This is a genomic window from Bordetella genomosp. 9 (genome assembly GCF_002261425.1).
Lineage (GTDB): Bacteria > Pseudomonadota > Gammaproteobacteria > Burkholderiales > Burkholderiaceae_B > Bordetella_C.
The window spans coordinates 937,521-954,284 of record NZ_NEVJ01000001.1 but is presented as its reverse complement, the minus strand read 5'-3'; the positions used below and the strand labels follow the sequence as shown (position 1 = coordinate 954,284).

Sequence of the window (16,764 nt, the reverse complement as noted above, 5' to 3'; positions counted from 1 at the left end):
GGCCCGGCGCTCATACCATCCAGCTCTGCAGCCAGAAGACGATCCGGTCGAGCAGGCCGCCTCGCGGCGCGCGGCCGCCGAGGTGGAAGGCCTGCCACTGATCCGCCTGGCCCGCCTTGCCGATGTGCGGTTCGATGCGGCTGTCCACCAGGATTGCGCGAAAGGCATCGATCGCGTCCTGATGGCCGCCCCGCACCGCCAGGGGCATTCCGTTCATGCCCGATACGCCGCGCTTGATCAGCAGCGCAGCCAGCACATGCGGTATTTCCGGCAGGATCTTCCGGTCCACCAGCATGCCGTGATAAGCCTTCAGCACGTCCGCATGCCCGGCACCCAGGGCCTGCGCCAGGCCGTTGGCTTCCCCCAAGGGGCGCGCCTTCAACAGGCCGGGCAGGCTGGCGCGGATAGTCGGCCAGATGGCATCGTCGACCAGTATCGCGTGATAGGCGGCGATGGCGCGCGCGCTTCCCCGGGATGCCGCGACCGCGAGCCCCGGCGACCCCCAGCTGTCCTCGGCCCGCAGCAGTTCAGGCAGTGCGGCGCGCAGGTGCGGCGTGACGTCGGGATGCGCCAGGAAGGCATGGTAGGCGTCGATCGCCGCCGCGCAGTCCTTGCGCAGCGCCGCGTGCAGCGCGGTGACGCGGCCCGCCGGATCGCATCCGGCAAGCACGTTAGGCAGATGCGGCTTCATGCATGCCATGACCGCCGGCTGCGTCAGTATGCGCTGGAAGGCGCACACGGCGCCGGCGTGGCCGTTGTTCATGGCCCACCATAAAGGAGCCCGGCAATAGCCGCGCGCCGAGCCGCGCCTGCGGGTGCCGCGGCTGCCGCTGATGCCGAACAGCTTGGGGATATCCTTGCCTATCCGCGGCAGCAGCGCCGGATGCACCAGCAATTCGCCGTAGGCCTCGATCGCCGCCACGGCGCCGCCATCCATGCCGTACATCAGCGCATTCGCGCGGTGCGGCGTGCGCCGGAACCGCGATCCGGTACCCGCCAGGAGCGTGGGCAGTTGCGTAGGCAGTTCGGTCAGCAGCCGCGCATCGGCCAGCATCGCGCCGAAGGCGGCGACCGATGCGGCGCGGTCCTTGTGCATCGCCTCGCACAGCGCGGAAATACCGCCCTGCCGGTCGGCGACCAGCAGGTCCGTCAGCATCGTCCCGATGTTCGGCAGGATCACGGACGAACATAGCAGCTGCCCCCAAGCGCCTATGCCGGCCGCATCGCCGCGTGCCATGGCTTCGTAGAGGATGGGGGTCTGCTTGTTTCCGCGCATCAGTGCCGCAAGCTGCGTGGCTTTCCTGGGTGGGCAGGTCGCACCGCCCCAGCCGTTGTCCGCCAGATCGCGCGCGGCGTCGATGGCGGCGGCATTGCGCAGCGTCATCCAGCGCTGCAATCGCGTCGGACCGCCGGCGACGGCGGTCTCGCTCAGCAAGGCATACATGTCGGCATACCAGCTGCACGCCAGCAAGCCCGCGGCGGGGCCGCGATGCATCGCCCCGTCGATGAAAGCCGCCCGCTGGTCGCGCGGGAAGCGCGCGAGAAAATGCGACACGTGCGTTTCCAGGTAGCGGTTTGCCCGCTCATCATCCCGCCCGTCGCCCCGTTCATCGTCCATCCGCGCGAGTAACTGCAGCGCGGTGTCGGCGTCCATCAGCCAGGCCGCCGGCGTGGCCGCCAGCGCCTCGGGTTCGTCAGCCCGGATCGCCGCCCGCACCAGGATCGCGGGGACGTCGCCGCCGAACGGCTCGTACGCATGCGTCCATCGGCGCAGGTCATCCACGGTGAGCAGTTCCGCGGCGCTTTCCGCCGCATTCCAGACGGGGCGCGGCTCCCCCCGGCCCATGGCCGTGGCGCGCCAGGCCAGGGCGCCGTGCACCAGCATGGCGGCGCGCTGGCCGTCCTGATCCACCCACATGCCGCCGTACTGCGGCATGTGGTCCATCAACCCTTCCGCATGGATCGCGTCCAGCAGCGCCACGGCGACCAGCGTGGCGTCGGTTCTCAACCGGTAACGCTGGCCGCTGTCGTCCAGTTGCACGAAGGCATGCAGCGTCAACCTGTCCGCGCCCAGGCGCAGGTCCAGCAGGATGGCTTCCAGGGCGCTGTCGAACCAGGCCGGGATGCCCGTGCCGTAGGGCGCGCCGCGAGCGCCTTCGGGCGCCGATCCCACGAACGCGCCCAGGCAGTCTTCCGCCAACCGGGTGGCCAGGTTTTCCGGGGTGAGCCCCGCCAGCAGCCGCGCGCGGCACAGGTCCAGGAACGCGCTGTCGCCAGCCAGCAAGGCGTCGGCGCCGGGATCGTTCATCGGCTGCAGGCCGAACTCGCCTGCCAGGTGATTCCAGGCCGAATTCACGTAATGCAACTCGGCCGTAAGGTATTCCTTGCGGGTGTGGAATTTTTCGTGCACCGCTTCCAGCAGCAGGGCGCGCGCGCATTCGTCCTTGATCTTCCAAAGCCTGGCGCGCATGCCCCCGGCCGACGTCATCAACGTCCGTTGCGCGAGCAACAGATTGGACAGCGTGCCGCCCTGGCACACGCTCAGGCTGGTCGAAAGATTGCAGGCCGTGGCGCGGCGCAGGGCCAGCGGTATGGAGTCGTCGTGGACCAGCGCGCAAATGCTTTCCAGCGTGCGCTTGCCGGGGCCGTCGATCAGCTCGGCATATTGCTCCACGTATGGCGTGTCGAAGCGCCGTTGGTACAGCTGGTTGAAGCCGTCGGCGATCGCTGTGCGCGTGGCCGCGGGCATGCCGTCGTCCACGGCGAAGGCGGTCAGGATGTCCAACAGGACGCGCATTTCTTCGCGATAGCGCGGAAACACGGGGCTTGCGCAGAAGGCCCGATTGGAGCCGTGCAACTCCCGCGAATAACTGAGGCCCGTGTCCCCGGGCGCCGCGTCGGACGGCGGCGCGTCCGGGTTCGATCGAAAGGGCAGGAAAAACTCGGACCGGAAACCGGACGCCGCGTGCGCGGTCACGCCTGCCGTCTGTGCGTACATGCCACATCCCACAAAAACCGCTTATGTGGCGGCTGCGGAATATGGTTCCGGTCCGGCTCCCGCGTCGGGCGTGCTAGGCCGCCAGCGCCGCGCTGCCCTGGCTGGCGGGCTCGGCGTGATGGCTCGGCAGGGGATAGCCCGCCGAGAAAACCAGCCGGCCGGCGCTCCAGGTATGGCTGACCAGCGGCTGCCCGCCCACCATGGCCACCGCGGTCAGGTCGGCGCGCAGGCCCGCCTGGATGCGCCCGCGATCGCGCAGGCCGGCGGCGTCGGCGGGATTCGACGTGACCAGCGCCAGCGCCCTTGGCAGCGGCAGCGACGCCTGACGCGCCGCGACGAAGGCGGCGGCGATCAGCGTGGACGGCTGGTAATCGGAGCACAGGCAGCTGGCGACGCCCGCGCGTATCGCGTCGATGGCGCGCATCGAGCCGCTCTGGCTCTGCCCGCGCAATACGTTCGGCGCGCCCAGTATGGTCGGCAGCCCGCACGACACGGCCGCCTTGGCGGTATCCAGGGTGATGGGGAACTCGCTCATCGCCACGCCCAGGGCGCGCATCGCCGCGATGCGATGCACGGAATCGTCGTCATGGCTGGCGGTCGGGATGCCGTTCAGGCGGGCGCGTTCGAGCAGATGCTCGACGCGGCCGACCGCGCCTTCGCGCGCCGCCGTCTTGGCCTGCGCGGCTTCCTCGGCCTGTTCGCGGCTCATCCCGTGGTTGCCCATCATGTACTCGAGATAGGCGTCCAGCGTCTTGAACTGGCCCTGGCCAGGCGAATGGTCCATGACCGACAACAGGTGCACCACCCCTTCGTCCATCAGGCTGGTCAACACCGGGACCGCGTGGGGATCGGTGACTTCGTAGCGGCAGTGCACGCGGTTGTCCACCAGGCTGTGCTGCCGGAAGGCATGCACCATGCGGATGACCTGCGCGGCCGTTTCGTTGTTGCGCACGCCCCATTCGCGGTTGGCGAAAGACACCGCGTGGTAGGGCGTGGTGATGCCGGCGGCGGCATTGCGGCGGTCCACCTGCGCCACCGCGAACTCCAGGGGAAACAGCACGCGGGAGCGCGGCTCGGCCTCTTTTTCGATGGCGTCGCAGTGCAGGTCGACCAGGCCGGGCACCAGCGTATGGCCGCGCAGGTCGACAACGTGGTCAGGCCGCGCGTTGACGGGATCCACCGCGGCGATAACGTCGTCCTCGATCAGCAGCGAGGCGTTTTCGAGTACGTCGTCGGCCAGCACGATGCGGGCATGGGTCAGCAGCGTCGTCGGCATGGCTTACTCCTGCAGGGCCGCGGCGGCCGGTTCCAGGGCGAGGACGCGCGTCGACACGGCGTCGCGCACGGCGTCGTCGTGGAAGATGCCGATCACGCAGCGGCCCTCGGCCACGGCGTCGCGGATCAAGGCGACGACGACTTCGCGATTGCCCGCGTCCAGCGACGCGGTCGGTTCATCGAGCAGCAGCAATGGATGGCCGGCGATGAAGCCGCGCGCGATATTCACGCGCTGCTGTTCGCCGCCGGAGAAGGTGGCGGGCGGCAGGTCCCACAGGCGCCGGGGCAGGCGCAGCCGTTCCAGCAGCCCGGCGGCGCGTTCACGGGCTTCGCCGGCGCCCACGCCACGGTGGCGCAGCGGCTCGGCCACCACGTCCAGGGTCGATACGCGCGGGACGGCGCGCAGGAACTGGCTGACGTAGCCGATCACGTCGCGGCGCAGTTGCAGGATGCGCTGTTCGGGCGCGCGGGTCAGGTCCACCCAGTCCTCGCCATCGCGCACCCGGATGCTGCCCGAGGTCGCCAGGTAGTTGCCGTACAGGCAGCGCAGCAGCGTGCTCTTGCCGGTACCGGAAGGCCCGGCCAGCACCAGGCACTCGCCGCGCGCGGCGTCGAAGGAAACATCGCGCAGCACCGGCAGCGTGATGCCGCCCTGGTTATGCAGCGTGAAGAGCTTGGACAGCCCCCGCGCTTCCATCATGATGTGTCTTTCGGTCATGTCAATAATCCATCCCTTCCTCTAGCCCTGCAATATGGAAGATACGAGCAGCTGCGTGTACGGGTGCTGCGGGTCGTCGAGGATCTGGTCGGTCAGGCCGCTTTCGACGACGTGGCCGCCGCGCATCACCAGCGTGCGATGCGCCAGCAGGCGCGCCACCGCCAGGTCGTGCGTGACCACGATCGCGGCCAGTCCGAGGTCGGATACCAGCTGGCGCAGCAGGTCCAGCAGCCGGGCCTGCACCGACACGTCCAGCGACGCGGTCGGTTCGTCCATGAACACCATGCGCGGGTGCGTCACCAGGTTGCGGGCGATCTGCAGCCGCTGCTGCATGCCGCCGGAAAACGCGGCCGGCCGGTCATCCAGGCGCCCCACGTCGATCTCCATCTTGTGCAGCCAGTTGCCGGCGACCTCGCGCAGGCCGCCATAGTGCCGCTGGCCCACCGCCATCAGCCGTTCGGCGATATTCGCGCCCGCGCTGACCTGCATGCGCAGCCCGTCGCGCGGGTTCTGCCGCACGAAGCCCCAGTCGGTGCGCGCGAGCAGCCGCAGGCGCGCGCTGGACAGCGTCGCCAGATCGGTCGGGCCTTCTTCGCGCAGGTCGTAGCGCACGCTGCCGGCCTGCGGCGCCACCTGGCACGACACCGCCTGCAGCAAGGTGCTCTTGCCCGATCCCGATTCGCCCACCACGCACAGCACTTCGCCGGGGTACAGGTCGAAATCGATGTCGCGGCAGCCGTGGATGCCATCCCAGGTGTGCGTCATGCCTCGCACGGAGAGCAAGGGGGTGGTCGCCATCATGCCGCGCTCCCTTCGGCGGCGTGGCCGCGATGCCCGGCGGATTGACGGTCCGCGCAGTATTCGGTGTCCGAGCAGACGAATTGCCGGCTGCCCTTGTCGTCCAGGATGATCTCGTCCAGATAGCTGTCGTGCGATCCGCACAGCGCGCAGCAGTCCTGCCACTTTTCCACGGTGAACGGATGATCCTCGAAATCCAGGCTCTTGACGCGGGTATAGGGCGGCACCGCATACACCCGCTTTTCACGGCCGGCGCCGAACAGCATCAGCGCCGGATTGCCATCCAGCTTGGGGTTGTCGAACTTGGGAATGGGCGACGGGCGCATCATGTAGCGCTCATTGACCACCACGGGATAGTCGTACGTCGTGGCGATATGGCCATGCTGCGCGATATCTTCGTACAGCTTGACGTGCATGCCGCCGTACTCGGCCAGCGCGTGCATGGTGCGTGTTTCGGTTTCGCTCGGTTCCAGCCAGCGCAGGGGCTCCGGAATCGGCACCTGGAACACCATGATCTGTCCTTCGCGCAGCGGCGTTTCGGGAATGCGATGGCGCGTCTGCACGATCGATGCCGCCTGCGTGGACTCCGTCGTGCGCACACCGGTCACACGGGCGAAGAAGCGGCGGATGTTGATCGCGTTGGTGGTGTCGTCCGAGCCCTGGTCGATCACCTTCAGCACGTCGCCGGACCCGATGATGGCGGCCGTCACCTGTATGCCGCCGGTGCCCCAGCCGTAAGGCAGCGGCATTTCGCGGCTGCCGAACGGCACCTGGTAGCCAGGAATCGCCACGGCTTTCAGCAGCGCGCGGCGCAGCATGCGCTTGGTCGATTCGTCCAGGTAGGCGAAGTTGTAGTGCGGATCGCGCGGGATGTCGCCCTGCGCGGCGGTGGCGAAGGATGGCGTGGCGGTGCTCATGATGCGATGGCCTCGTCCAGGGTGGCGCCGGCGGCCGGGGCCAGGCCTGGCGCGTCGTGTTGTTCGGGGTGTCGCGCGTCCTGCGCGGCATGTCGCGCGGCGTCCTGTCCGTCGGCCTGCGCCGCCTGCGCGGCCAGTTCCGCGCGCATGCGCCGCACCAGCGCCAGGTTGGCCTGGAAATCCACGTGATGGGGCAGCTTCAAATGCTGGACGAAGCCGGACGCCTCGACGTTGTCGCTGTGATACAGCACGAACTCGTGATCGTTGGCCGGGGAATCGCCGGCTTCGCCGAGTTCCTTCGCGCGCAGCGCCCGGTCGACCAGCGCCATCGACATGGCCTTGCGTTCGCCGTAGCCGAACACCAGCCCGTAGCCGCGGGTGAAGCGCGGCCCTTCCTGCGGGTCGCCGGCGAACTGGCTGACCATCTGGCACTCGGTCACCTCGATCTCGCCCAGCGTGACGGCGAAGCCGAGTTCCTCGACGAACATCTCGACTTCCACCGTGCCGTAGCGGATCTCGGCGGCGAAGGGGTGGGTGTTGCCGTAGCCGCGTTGCGTCGAATAACCCATGGACAGCAGATAGCCTTCATCGGCGCGCGCCAGGTTCTGCAGGCGCGCCGGACGCGAGGCGGGAAAGGTCAGCGGCTGCCGCGTCAGGTCGAAAGGCGCCGGGTCGCCCGGCGGGACGGCTTCGCCTTCGATCAGCGACTCGCGGCGCAGCAGATCGGTGACGCGCGGCATCTCCGCCGCCACGGGGTCGTCGGCGGGCGGCAGCGGCTCCGCCGGCGCGTCGTCTTCGAGGCTGAAGTCCAGCAGGCGCTGCGTATAGTCGTAGGTAGGGCCCAGCACCTGGCCGCCCGGCACATCCTTGAACGTGGCCGAAATGCGCCGCTGCAGGCCCATCCGCGCCGTGTCCATCGGCTGCGTGTAGCCGAAGCGCGGCAGCGTGGTGCGATAGGCGCGCAACAGGAAGATCGCCTCTATCGTGTCGCCCGCGGCCTGCTTCAGCGCCAGGGCCGCCAGATGGGGATCGTACAGCGAGCCTTCGGCCATGACGCGCGACACCGCCAGCGGCATCTGCTCGCGTATCTGCGCCAAGGTCAACGCCGGTACCGCCGGATCGCCGCGGCGATAGCAGTCCAGCATGCGATACGAATTCAGGATGGCGCGTTCGCCACCCTTCACGGCTACATACATGTCAGTTCTCCATTCGCGTCGTGCGCGGCAGGCCGCAGATCTGGTCGCCGTGCGTCAGGAAGACGTCCACGCCCAGCGGAAACAACGCGTGATTGGCGGCCCATTGCGCCGCGAAGCCGTCGGGCAGTCCCGCCACCGACACGACGCGCGAACCCGGAATGCCGGGGCCGGAAAGCGTCAACGCGCTGGCCGATGTGCCGGATGCCAGGCCGTCCACGTCCAGCAGCACCGTGGCGGAACGATCGGGATACGCGGGATCGCCCGCATCGCAGCGCGCCAAGGGCGGCATGGCGTGGCCCGCGGGGACGGCGACGAAGCGCGCCTGGGCCGGATCGTCCACCAGCGGGCAGGCGCAATGGAAACGCAGGAAACCGCGCACCGCCTCGTCCACGCCGGCCGGCACCCATACGGGGGCATCGATGTCCGCCAGCGCCAGCAGCAAGGCGGTCATGGCTGGCGACAGGCCCGCCGGCACGCCGCAGGCGGCGTCCACCACCTGTACCTGTCCCGGGTTGGCCAGCGCCTGCAGCGCCGCGCGAAACGCCGCCTGCGCGCCGTCGACGGGATCGTCGAAGCCGGGCAGCAGGGTCGCGCGGTGCCCGAAGGCGCCGCCGGACGTGCCCGCGGCCGTCGCCGCCTGGGCCATGGCGCCGTTCGCCACATTCGCGGCCCCATTCGTCGCAATGAGCGGCGATATGAAGGGCGACACGGGTACGGATTGAGCGTTCGACATATCAGTTATCTCCCCGCACCATGGTGAAGAAGTCCACGCGGGTCTGCGCGGCCACCGCCGCGCGGCGGGCAGCCTTGTCGGCATGCGCGCGGGCCAGGGGCTCGATGACGCCGGCATGCACGCGCTGGTGCCAGGACGCCATTTGCAGCAGGCCATCGAGCACCGCGGCCTGCTCCGCATGGCGGTGAGCGCGGCCACGGACATACGCGGTGCCGACCACGCCGTCGCCGTCGAAGGCCACCGCGCAGCGCGTCACCGAGACTTCGCCCAGGTTGAACTGCGCGCCGGTGCCGCCGGCACGCCCACGCACCATCGCCATCCCGGTTTCCGGCGCCCGCAGCTTGCGATAGCCGGGCAGCTCGCCCAGGGCGGCGTAGGCGCGCGCCAGCGCATCGGGCTCCGCCAGCGCCATCACACGCATCCAGGCGGCGCGAGTGCCGCGGGCGGCTTGCCGCTGATCACCGCTTTGCGTAATCATGGTTACCTCTAAACGTCTATACGAGTAGATGTAGTATGATCCCTTGCACGGCAAAGTTCAACCGCAGTGGACCACGATCTTGGTGAACTTTTTATGACTGCGCCGGCATAACAGGAAGAACATCATGGTGGAACGAGGATCAGGCATCGCCGTGTGGCGCCAGATAGGCGAAGCGCTGGCGACGGACATCCGCAACAAACGCTACGCGCCCGGCGAACAACTGCCGCCCGAGCCCGAACTGGCGGCGAAGTTCTCCGTCAACCGGCACACCATACGGCGCGCGATGGGCGCGCTCGAACAGGGTGGCCTGGTGCGTATCGAGCAGGGACGCGGCACCTTCGTGCAGGAACATGCCATCGATTACGCCATCGGCAAGCGCACGCGCTTTTCCGAGAACCTGGGCAGCCAGGGCGTGCTGGGCCACGCGCAGGTCCTTGAAAGCCAGGTGACCAAGTCCGCCGAGATCGCGCAGCACCTGGGCCTGCCGCGCAATGCGCCGTTGCTGTACGTCAAGCTGATCGGCAAGACGGAGAACCGCACCATCAGCGTGGCGGAGCATTACTTCGATGAAAAGCGTTTTCCCGGCTTCGTCGACAAGCTGGCCGCCGCGCGTTCGATCTCGAAGACCTACCGCCAGTTCGGCATCGCGGACTACACGCGCAAGTGGTCGCGCATCACCGCCACGCTGCCCGGCGACGACATCGCGCGCCTGCTGGGCCAGCCCAAGACGCGGCCCATCCTGAAGGTGGAAGCGCTGAACGTCGACCAGGACCAGGCGCCGCTGCAATACAGCATCACGCGGTTTTCCGGTGACTGGGTGCAGCTGATGGTCAATGACGACGATCGGGCAGACATCTAGACATCTGTTCGTCATGAAACGAGCCTAATCTATCGGTTCAAATAGGTGAACCCCATGTACACAGACAGCACGCCTCCCTCCTTCTTGCGCGGCATCAGCGGCCGCCGGGTATTGACCGCACAAGGCGTGGGCCCGGCCTGCCTGGCCTTCGAACAGGACCGCATCGGCGGCGTCTGCATCGGCGCGGACCCGGCGGACGCCGAATTCGACGCCGGCGACCTGCTGGTGCTGCCCGGCATCGTGGACCTGCATGGGGACGCTTTCGAGCGCGCGGTCATGCCGCGCCCGGGCGTGGCATTCCCCTATGACGGCGCGCTGCTCGACGTCGACCGGCAATTGCTGGCCAACGGCATCACCACCGAATTCCATGGCGTGACGCTATCCTGGGAAGGCGGCCTGCGCGGCGAACCCTATGCGCTCAGCATGTTCGACGCGCTGGAGCGCATGCAGCGCCTGTTGGGCGCCCGCCATCACGTGCACCTGCGCTTCGAAACGCATCACGTCGCGGGCGTCGAGACCGCGCAGGCGTGGATCCGCGCGGGCAAGGTGCGCTTCCTGGCCTTGAACGACCATCTGCCCAGCATGACGAAACGCCTGGGCGACGACCGCAAGCTGCTGCAGTATGCCGAGCGCGCGGAATGCGACCTGGACACCTTCCAGGACCGCATCCGTGCCGCCATGCAGTCGGCCGACGCCGTCGCCGGCGCCATGCGCGAATTGACGGACTGCGCGCGCGAAGCCGGCCTGGAAGTCGCTTCGCATGACGACCGCGACCCGGCCACGCGGCGCTATTACCACCAGCTGGGCTGCAAGGTGGCGGAGTTTCCCTTGACCATCGAGGCGGCGCAGGTGGCGCGTTCGCTGGGCGATTCGATCGTCTTCGGCGCGCCCAACGTCGTGCGCGGCGGCAGCCATACCAACGCGCCGGACGCCACCGAAATGATCCGCGCCGGCCTGTGCGACATCCTCGCGTCCGACTACTACTACCCTGCCCAGCTCAACGCGGTGATGAAGCTGGCGCACCGCGGCATCCTGCCGCTGGAACAGGCCTGGGCACTGGTGTCGCGCAACCCGGCGCGCGCCGCCGGCCTGCGCGATCGCGGCGCGCTGGACGCCGGCATGATGGCCGACGCCATCGTGGTGGACGACAGCGTGCCGGACGTCCCGCGCGTCTGCGCCGCCATCGTCGGTGGCCGGCTGCGCTATGCCGCGCGGCAATTCGATGCCCGCCTTGCCCACGCCGACGCGTGAGGCGCGACGCTGGAATTCGATCTTATGCCGCGAGCCTATCGCTATGCCGTTTATCTTGCCCCGGTCGGCGCCTGGCGTGAAATCGGCGCGGCCTGGCTGGGCCGCGACGAAGAAACCGGGCAGCGCCTTGCGCGCGCGCGGGAAGACGATCCCCGGCTGGACGCCTGGACCGATGCGCCACGCCACTACGGCCTGCATGCCACGCTCAAGCCGCCCTTCCGGCTGCGCACCGGCACCACGGCCAACGCGCTGGATGCGGCGGTGCGCGCGCTGGCGCGCACGCGTACGCCTTTCGGCATCGCCCTGACCCTGCGCGCGCTGCGCGGCTTCCTGGCATGGTGCCTGCCGGACGACGCGGCCACGCACGCGCGCGTACGCGCGCTGGCCGACCGCGTGGTGCGGGACCTGGATCCCTTCCGGGCCCCGCCCACGCCGATGGAAATCGCCCGGCGCCGCCCCGACCAGCTGACCTTGCCGCAACAGCGCATGTTGGCCGAATGGGGTTATCCGTACGTGTTCGACACCTTCACCTTCCACATCACGCTGACTGGCAACCTGGGCGCGACCGAGCTGGAGCATGCGCAGGAATTGTTGCGTGCGCGTGCTGGCGGGATGCTCGACGCGCCCATGCCGGTCGAGGCCATCAGCGTCTATGTCCAGCCCGGCGCCGACGAGCCCTTCATCGTGGCGCGGCATTACGGTTTCGACGGCACGGTGCGGGACGGGGCCGGGGCGGGCCATATGGACGACGATGCGTCATGAATGCCGCGACGATACCGTTGATCTACGTAATGGGCGCATCCGGCAGCGGCAAGGACACCCTGCTGCGCCACGTGCGCGCGATGAGCACGCCGCAGGACCGCCTGCTGGTCGCGCATCGGTACATCACCCGGCCCAGCGGCGCCGACGAGGCATCGGTGGCGCTGACCGAGGACGAATTCATACGCCGCGAAAGCCTGGGCTGCTTCGCGCTGTCCTGGCGCAGCCACGGCCTGGCCTACGGCGTGGGCGTGGAAATCGATGCCTGGATGGCGGCTGGCGTGACGGTGCTGGTCAACGGCTCGCGGGCCCACCTGCCGCGTGCATGCGCCCGCTATCCCGGCCTGTGCGCCGTGGAGATCACGGTCGACGCGCAGGCGCTCAGGCAGCGCCTGGCCGGACGCGGCCGGGAAAGCGGCCAGGCCATCCAGGAACGACTGGCGCGCGCCAACACGCAATTCGATTTCCCCGCCGATTGCGAGCGCCTGACGATAGACAACAACGGCGCGCCGGAACAGGCCGCGGAAAGACTGCTGCACATCGCGCGCCGCCGCCACGCGTAATGCAACGCGGGCGCGCGCCCGTGCCACATTGCAGCCTGGCGGGCACGCGCATCCCCTATCCGCCATTCACCATTCGCCATTCGCCATCGCGCTCACCGCGCCCGGGCCGCCTCCACCACGTCCCGGTAGAAACGGCGCAACAACGGATCTTCCAGCGACATGCGGTGGTAGGCGAGCATCACCGGATTGACCGGCAGCGCGCGCCGCACCTTGACGATGCGCAGTACGCCGAAGCCGACATGCCGGCGCACGATGGATTCCGGCGCGATGGACACCAGGCGCGACGCGGCGACCAGCGCCAGGTTGGCTTCGAAGGAGCGCGTTTCCATCAAGGGCGTGATCGCCGGCAGGCCCTGCTGCGTCCAGAACGCATCGAAGGCTCCGCGGGAAGTCGTGCCGCGCTCGGGCAGGGTCCAATCCAGGGCGGCCAGGCGCGACAGCGACACTTGGCCATGCGCGATATCCGGATGGTCGGCCGCGCAGTAGATCACCGTGCGTTCGTCGAAGAGGCGTTCGATGGCCCATTCATCCCCGGCTTCCTGCACGTTGCCGCGCAGGATCGAAAAGTCCAGGTCGCCCGCCACCAGGGCGTCGAACAGCGCGACGGAATTGCCTTCCTGAACCACGAAGCGCATGCCGGCGGGACCCGCGCCATCGGCGCCATCCCGGCGCGGATAGACGCGTTCCAGCAGGCGCGGCAACAGCGTGTGCATGGCGCGCGGGATGCAGCCGAGGCGGATGGGCGGCGCATCGCCGGTGGTCAGGTCGTTCAGGCGTTCCATGCTGCGCAAGGCGAAGCGGGCGCGTGGCAGGATCAGGCGGCCTTGCGCGGTGGGGACGCTGCCGTGGCTCGAACGCTCGAACAGCCGCGCGCCGACCAGCGCTTCCGCCTCGCCCAGCAGGCGTGACAGCACCGGTTGCGGGACGCCGAGCTCGCGCGCGGCGCGATGCACCGACCGGCTTTCCGCGACGGCGACCAGGGCTTCGATATGGCGGCGCTGCAGGTTCTTTTGCTTGGACATGGGCGGAACGCAAGACGGCCCGCAGGATGCGGGGAGATACGAATTCAGTATAACGATATGCCTTATATATATCATTTACCGCATTACCCGCCGTTGCTATATTGATTCGTCCGCGGCCCGTCAGCGCCGCATCGGAAACACGAACCGCAAGGGCCGATACCATGTCCTCGATAACCGTCACCCCCATCGCGCCGGCGCTCGGCGCCGAGATTTCCGGCGTCGACCTGCGCAAGCCGCTGGCTGCCGACGACCTGGCCGCGATCAAGCGGGCCTGGGCGGATCATCTGGTGCTGCGCTTTCGCGGCCAGTTGCTCAGCGATCCCGAACTGATGGCCTTGAGCCGTTCCTTTGGCGAACTCGATCCCCCGGGCCCCAACCCCTACGGCAAGCCTTTCCTGACCGAGTTTCCGGAAATCAACGTGATTTCCAACGTGAAGAAGGACGGCGTGCCGATCGGCAATCTGGGGGATGGCGAAGCGGTCTGGCACTGCGACATGACCTACATCGACACGCCGCCCATGGCCGCGATGCTGCATGCGCTGGACGTGCCGCCCAGCGGCGGCGATACCTTCTGGGCCAATATGTACATGGCCTACGAAACGCTGCCCGCGAAGCTGAAGCAGGCCATCGCCGGCCGGCGCGCGATCCACGACGCCACGTACAACAGCGCGGGCATGATGCGCAAGGGCATGAAGGAAGTCACCGACCCGCGCGAAGCGCCGGGCGCGCACCATCCGCTGGTGGTGCGGCATCCGGAAACGGGCCGCGCGGCCCTGTTCCTGGGCCGCCGCCGCAACAGCTATATCCTGGGACTGCCGCTGGACGAAAGCAATGCCCTGCTGGACGAGCTGTGGGCCCACGCGACGCAGCCTGAATTCACGTTCCGGCAGGAATGGAAGCCGCACGACCTGATCCTGTGGGATAACCGCTGCACCCTGCACCGCCGCGACGCCTTCGATCCCAGCGTCAGCCGCATCATGCACCGCACGCAGATCAAGGGCATCGCAACGATACCGTACGAGCAGGCCGACGCCGTGGCCGCCTGACGCGCGGGATCCCGTCGAAAACCGCTCTGCTAAACTCGCACGGTTTTCGACGGGGGTATCCCCATGAGCGTCAAGCCTGTGTCCAGCGACGTGCCGTCCCTGGACAACATTTCCGGCGATCTGAAACGCCTGGGTTTCACGGAATACGAAGCCAAGGTCTACGTGCAGTTGCTGGGCATGCCGCCTTCGACGGCGTACGAGATTTCCAAGCTGGCCGGAGTGCCTCGGCCCAATACCTATAGCGCGCTGGACAGCCTGGCGCGCCGCGGCGCGGTGCTGCCCGTGCGCGAAAACCCCACCTGCTATGTCGCCGCGCGTCCGCGCGAACTGCTCGACGCCATCGCGCGGCAGACGCGCTCGCTATGTACCGGGCTGACGGAACGGCTGGAAGCCGTGACACCGCGCACGGACGACCAGTACGTCTGGACGCTGCGCGGCGATTCGGCGGTGCACGAGCACATCGACATGCTGATCGATCGCAGCACGGAAACCGTATGGATCAAGGCGGCGGACCACGTGCTGCGGCGCCATGCCGATGGCCTGCGCGAAGCCGCGGTCACGCGCGGCGTGCGGCTGCTGATCGTGCTGTTCGGCACGAACGCCGATGAATTCCGCTACACCGAGAAGTGCAGCGTCTACATCCACGAAAACAACGGCGTACGCATGGGCACGGCGGACAACCTGTTCACGCTGGCGGTCGATTATCGGGAAATGCTGACGGCCAACGTCGAAGGCGACGTCATCGCGGCGCACTCGAAGAACATGCCCATCGTCACGATGGCCTTGTCGCTGATCCGCCATGATTACTACATGGCGGAAATCTTCGCCCGCTTCGGCGACCAGATCGACGACGCATTCGGGCCTTACCTGCGGGATCTGCGCCTGCCCAGTTTCACGCCTGAACAGGTGGCCTCGTTCAGGAAGAACACCGGGCTGGGCGATTAGCCGCCGAAGTCGCGCCGCTCTATCGTGAACGCCTCGACGGCGGCGCGATCCAGCGCGGGCCGGTATCCCGCCGGCATGATCACCGCGCCGTTCTCGAAGCCCAGCGGCTGGCGCAGCAGCTTGGCCGGGTGCTTCAGGAAACCATTGAATTCGCCGGCATTGTCGATGATGCCGCGCGCGACGCATGCTTCCATCCAGTTGTGGATTTCGCTGCCCAGGCCGTCGCCCAGGACGGGGCGCATGCCCTTGGCATGGACGCGGTTCAGGCCTTCGGCCAGCCGCTCCATGCTGCCGAAGCGCTTGAGCTTGAGTTTGCAGTAACCGACGTTGCGTAGGGTGGCGGCGCGATCGATATCGGCCAGCGCGCAGATCGGCTCGTCCAGCATCAGGGGCACGGGACTGGCGTTGGCGACGGCCGCATTGGCGTCCCAGTCGTCGGCGTCGCAGGGCTGTTCGAACAGATCGATGCCCGCGGGGTCCAGCTCGCCGACGAAGGCGATCGCGTCTTCACGGCTGTAGGCGCGGTTGGCATCCAGGCGCAGGGTCGCGCGGCCGCCCGCCGCCTGCTGGATGGCGCGCACGCGATCCAGGTCCGCCCGCACGTCCTTGCCCACTTTCACCTTGAAGACGTGGAAGCCGGCGGCGACGCGGCGGTCGATTTCCTCGGCGATGGCCGCCGGTTCCTGCGCGCTGACGGGGACCAGCAGGGGCAGCACCGTGTCCTGCGCGACGTCGAGAAAGCGCGAGCCTTCCAGCGCCTCGATCGCGCACACCATGGCGGTGACGGCCACCTTGCTGTCCTCGAACCGGGCCAGCAGGGCCTGCCTGGCCTGCGCGGTGTCACGGCCGGGCAGCAGCGCCAATTGTTCCAGGCAGAAGGCCCATGCCCCTTCCCGCGTTTCGCTGCTCGAGCCCGGGGACACGTGTCCATCCGCGAAGGACTGCCGCCCGCTGTCGTCTTCCAGTTCCACCAGGTATGGCTCGAATTCGGTGAAGGTGCGGTAGGACAGCCGGTAAGGGCTGGACAGGGGCAGGCGCAGGCGGCGCAGGGTGATCTTGCGGATGGTGCTCAATGGGCGGCCTCGATGGCTAAGCCGGGGATATGGGTCCGTGAGAGGTCCCGGCCGGTTTCCTTGTTATCGTCGTTGCGTACACTACTACGATAATCCGCCGCTCGCAACGATGCAGGGTTTGGCGGCGCCCTAT

Annotated in this window: 16 protein-coding genes; 6 read left to right on the top strand and 10 right to left on the bottom strand. The window is 68.2% G+C overall.

Features of this window, described 5'->3' with window-relative positions:
• Positions 1-10: 10 nt before the first annotated feature.
• The 8 genes from CAL26_RS04320 to phnG all read right to left on the bottom strand — a co-directional run bounded on the left by CAL26_RS04320 (position 11) and on the right by phnG (position 9,113).
• Positions 11-2,998, bottom strand: a complete 2,988-nt coding sequence (locus CAL26_RS04320; protein ID WP_094845654.1) for a hypothetical protein — start codon at positions 2,996-2,998, stop codon at positions 11-13.
• Positions 2,999-3,071: 73 nt separating this feature from the next.
• Positions 3,072-4,274, bottom strand: a complete 1,203-nt coding sequence (locus CAL26_RS04315; RefSeq protein WP_094845653.1) for an alpha-D-ribose 1-methylphosphonate 5-triphosphate diphosphatase — start codon at positions 4,272-4,274, stop codon at positions 3,072-3,074.
• A 3-nt stretch (positions 4,275-4,277) separates the two neighbouring features.
• Positions 4,278-4,991, bottom strand: coding sequence for a phosphonate C-P lyase system protein PhnL (phnL, locus tag CAL26_RS04310; RefSeq protein ID WP_094845652.1), 714 nt, complete (start codon positions 4,989-4,991; stop codon positions 4,278-4,280).
• Between the two features lie 21 nt (positions 4,992-5,012).
• Positions 5,013-5,789: a phosphonate C-P lyase system protein PhnK gene (gene phnK, locus CAL26_RS04305; RefSeq protein ID WP_094846013.1), complete on the bottom strand. Its 777-nt coding sequence runs from the start codon at positions 5,787-5,789 to the stop codon at positions 5,013-5,015.
• On the bottom strand, positions 5,789-6,706 hold the full coding sequence (locus tag CAL26_RS04300) for an alpha-D-ribose 1-methylphosphonate 5-phosphate C-P-lyase PhnJ (RefSeq protein ID WP_094845651.1): 918 nt from the start codon (positions 6,704-6,706) through the stop codon (positions 5,789-5,791). Before CAL26_RS04300 ends, phnK begins: the two co-directional genes overlap by 1 nt.
• A complete protein-coding gene (locus CAL26_RS04295) occupies positions 6,703-7,902 on the bottom strand; it encodes a carbon-phosphorus lyase complex subunit PhnI (RefSeq protein ID WP_094845650.1) in 1,200 nt (399 codons plus the stop codon). Before CAL26_RS04295 ends, CAL26_RS04300 begins: the two co-directional genes overlap by 4 nt.
• 1 nt (position 7,903) lies before the next feature.
• Positions 7,904-8,548: a phosphonate C-P lyase system protein PhnH gene (phnH, locus tag CAL26_RS04290; protein ID WP_094846012.1), complete on the bottom strand. Its 645-nt coding sequence runs from the start codon at positions 8,546-8,548 to the stop codon at positions 7,904-7,906.
• A gap of 88 nt (positions 8,549-8,636) precedes the next feature.
• Positions 8,637-9,113, bottom strand: a complete 477-nt coding sequence (phnG, locus tag CAL26_RS04285) for a phosphonate C-P lyase system protein PhnG (RefSeq protein WP_094845649.1) — start codon at positions 9,111-9,113, stop codon at positions 8,637-8,639.
• Between the two features lie 124 nt (positions 9,114-9,237).
• Here phnG and phnF point away from each other — a divergent pair, with 124 nt between their 5' ends.
• The 4 genes from phnF to phnN are packed head-to-tail and all read left to right on the top strand — an operon-like array spanning position 9,238 to position 12,545.
• Positions 9,238-9,972 carry a phosphonate metabolism transcriptional regulator PhnF gene (gene phnF / locus CAL26_RS04280; protein WP_094845648.1) on the top strand — a complete coding sequence of 245 codons (735 nt, stop codon included), beginning with the start codon at positions 9,238-9,240 and terminating at the stop codon, positions 9,970-9,972.
• 54 nt (positions 9,973-10,026) lie between these two features.
• The gene (locus CAL26_RS04275) at positions 10,027-11,223 is read left to right on the top strand and encodes an alpha-D-ribose 1-methylphosphonate 5-triphosphate diphosphatase (RefSeq protein ID WP_094845647.1); all 1,197 of its coding nucleotides are present in this window, start codon (positions 10,027-10,029) and stop codon (positions 11,221-11,223) included.
• Between the two features lie 24 nt (positions 11,224-11,247).
• The gene (locus CAL26_RS04270; RefSeq protein WP_094845646.1) at positions 11,248-11,985 is read left to right on the top strand and encodes a DUF1045 domain-containing protein; all 738 of its coding nucleotides are present in this window, start codon (positions 11,248-11,250) and stop codon (positions 11,983-11,985) included.
• A complete protein-coding gene (gene phnN, locus CAL26_RS04265; RefSeq protein WP_094845645.1) occupies positions 11,982-12,545 on the top strand; it encodes a phosphonate metabolism protein/1,5-bisphosphokinase (PRPP-forming) PhnN in 564 nt (187 codons plus the stop codon). Before CAL26_RS04270 ends, phnN begins: the two co-directional genes overlap by 4 nt.
• A 92-nt stretch (positions 12,546-12,637) precedes the next feature.
• On the opposite strand, the gene CAL26_RS04260 is transcribed toward phnN, so the two are convergent.
• Complete coding sequence (locus tag CAL26_RS04260; protein ID WP_179283244.1) at positions 12,638-13,567, bottom strand: LysR family transcriptional regulator; 930 nt, start codon at positions 13,565-13,567, stop codon at positions 12,638-12,640.
• 161 nt (positions 13,568-13,728) lie between these two features.
• Here CAL26_RS04260 and CAL26_RS04255 point away from each other — a divergent pair, with 161 nt between their 5' ends.
• Complete coding sequence (locus tag CAL26_RS04255) at positions 13,729-14,613, top strand: TauD/TfdA dioxygenase family protein (protein WP_094845643.1); 885 nt, start codon at positions 13,729-13,731, stop codon at positions 14,611-14,613.
• 63 nt (positions 14,614-14,676) lie between these two features.
• On the top strand, positions 14,677-15,558 hold the full coding sequence (locus CAL26_RS04250) for a TrmB family transcriptional regulator (RefSeq protein WP_094845642.1): 882 nt from the start codon (positions 14,677-14,679) through the stop codon (positions 15,556-15,558).
• Here CAL26_RS04250 and CAL26_RS04245 read toward each other — a convergent pair.
• Complete coding sequence (locus CAL26_RS04245; RefSeq protein ID WP_094845641.1) at positions 15,555-16,631, bottom strand: mandelate racemase/muconate lactonizing enzyme family protein; 1,077 nt, start codon at positions 16,629-16,631, stop codon at positions 15,555-15,557. The two genes, CAL26_RS04250 and CAL26_RS04245, sit on opposite strands and share 4 nt — an antisense overlap.
• Positions 16,632-16,764: the final 133 nt, after the last annotated feature.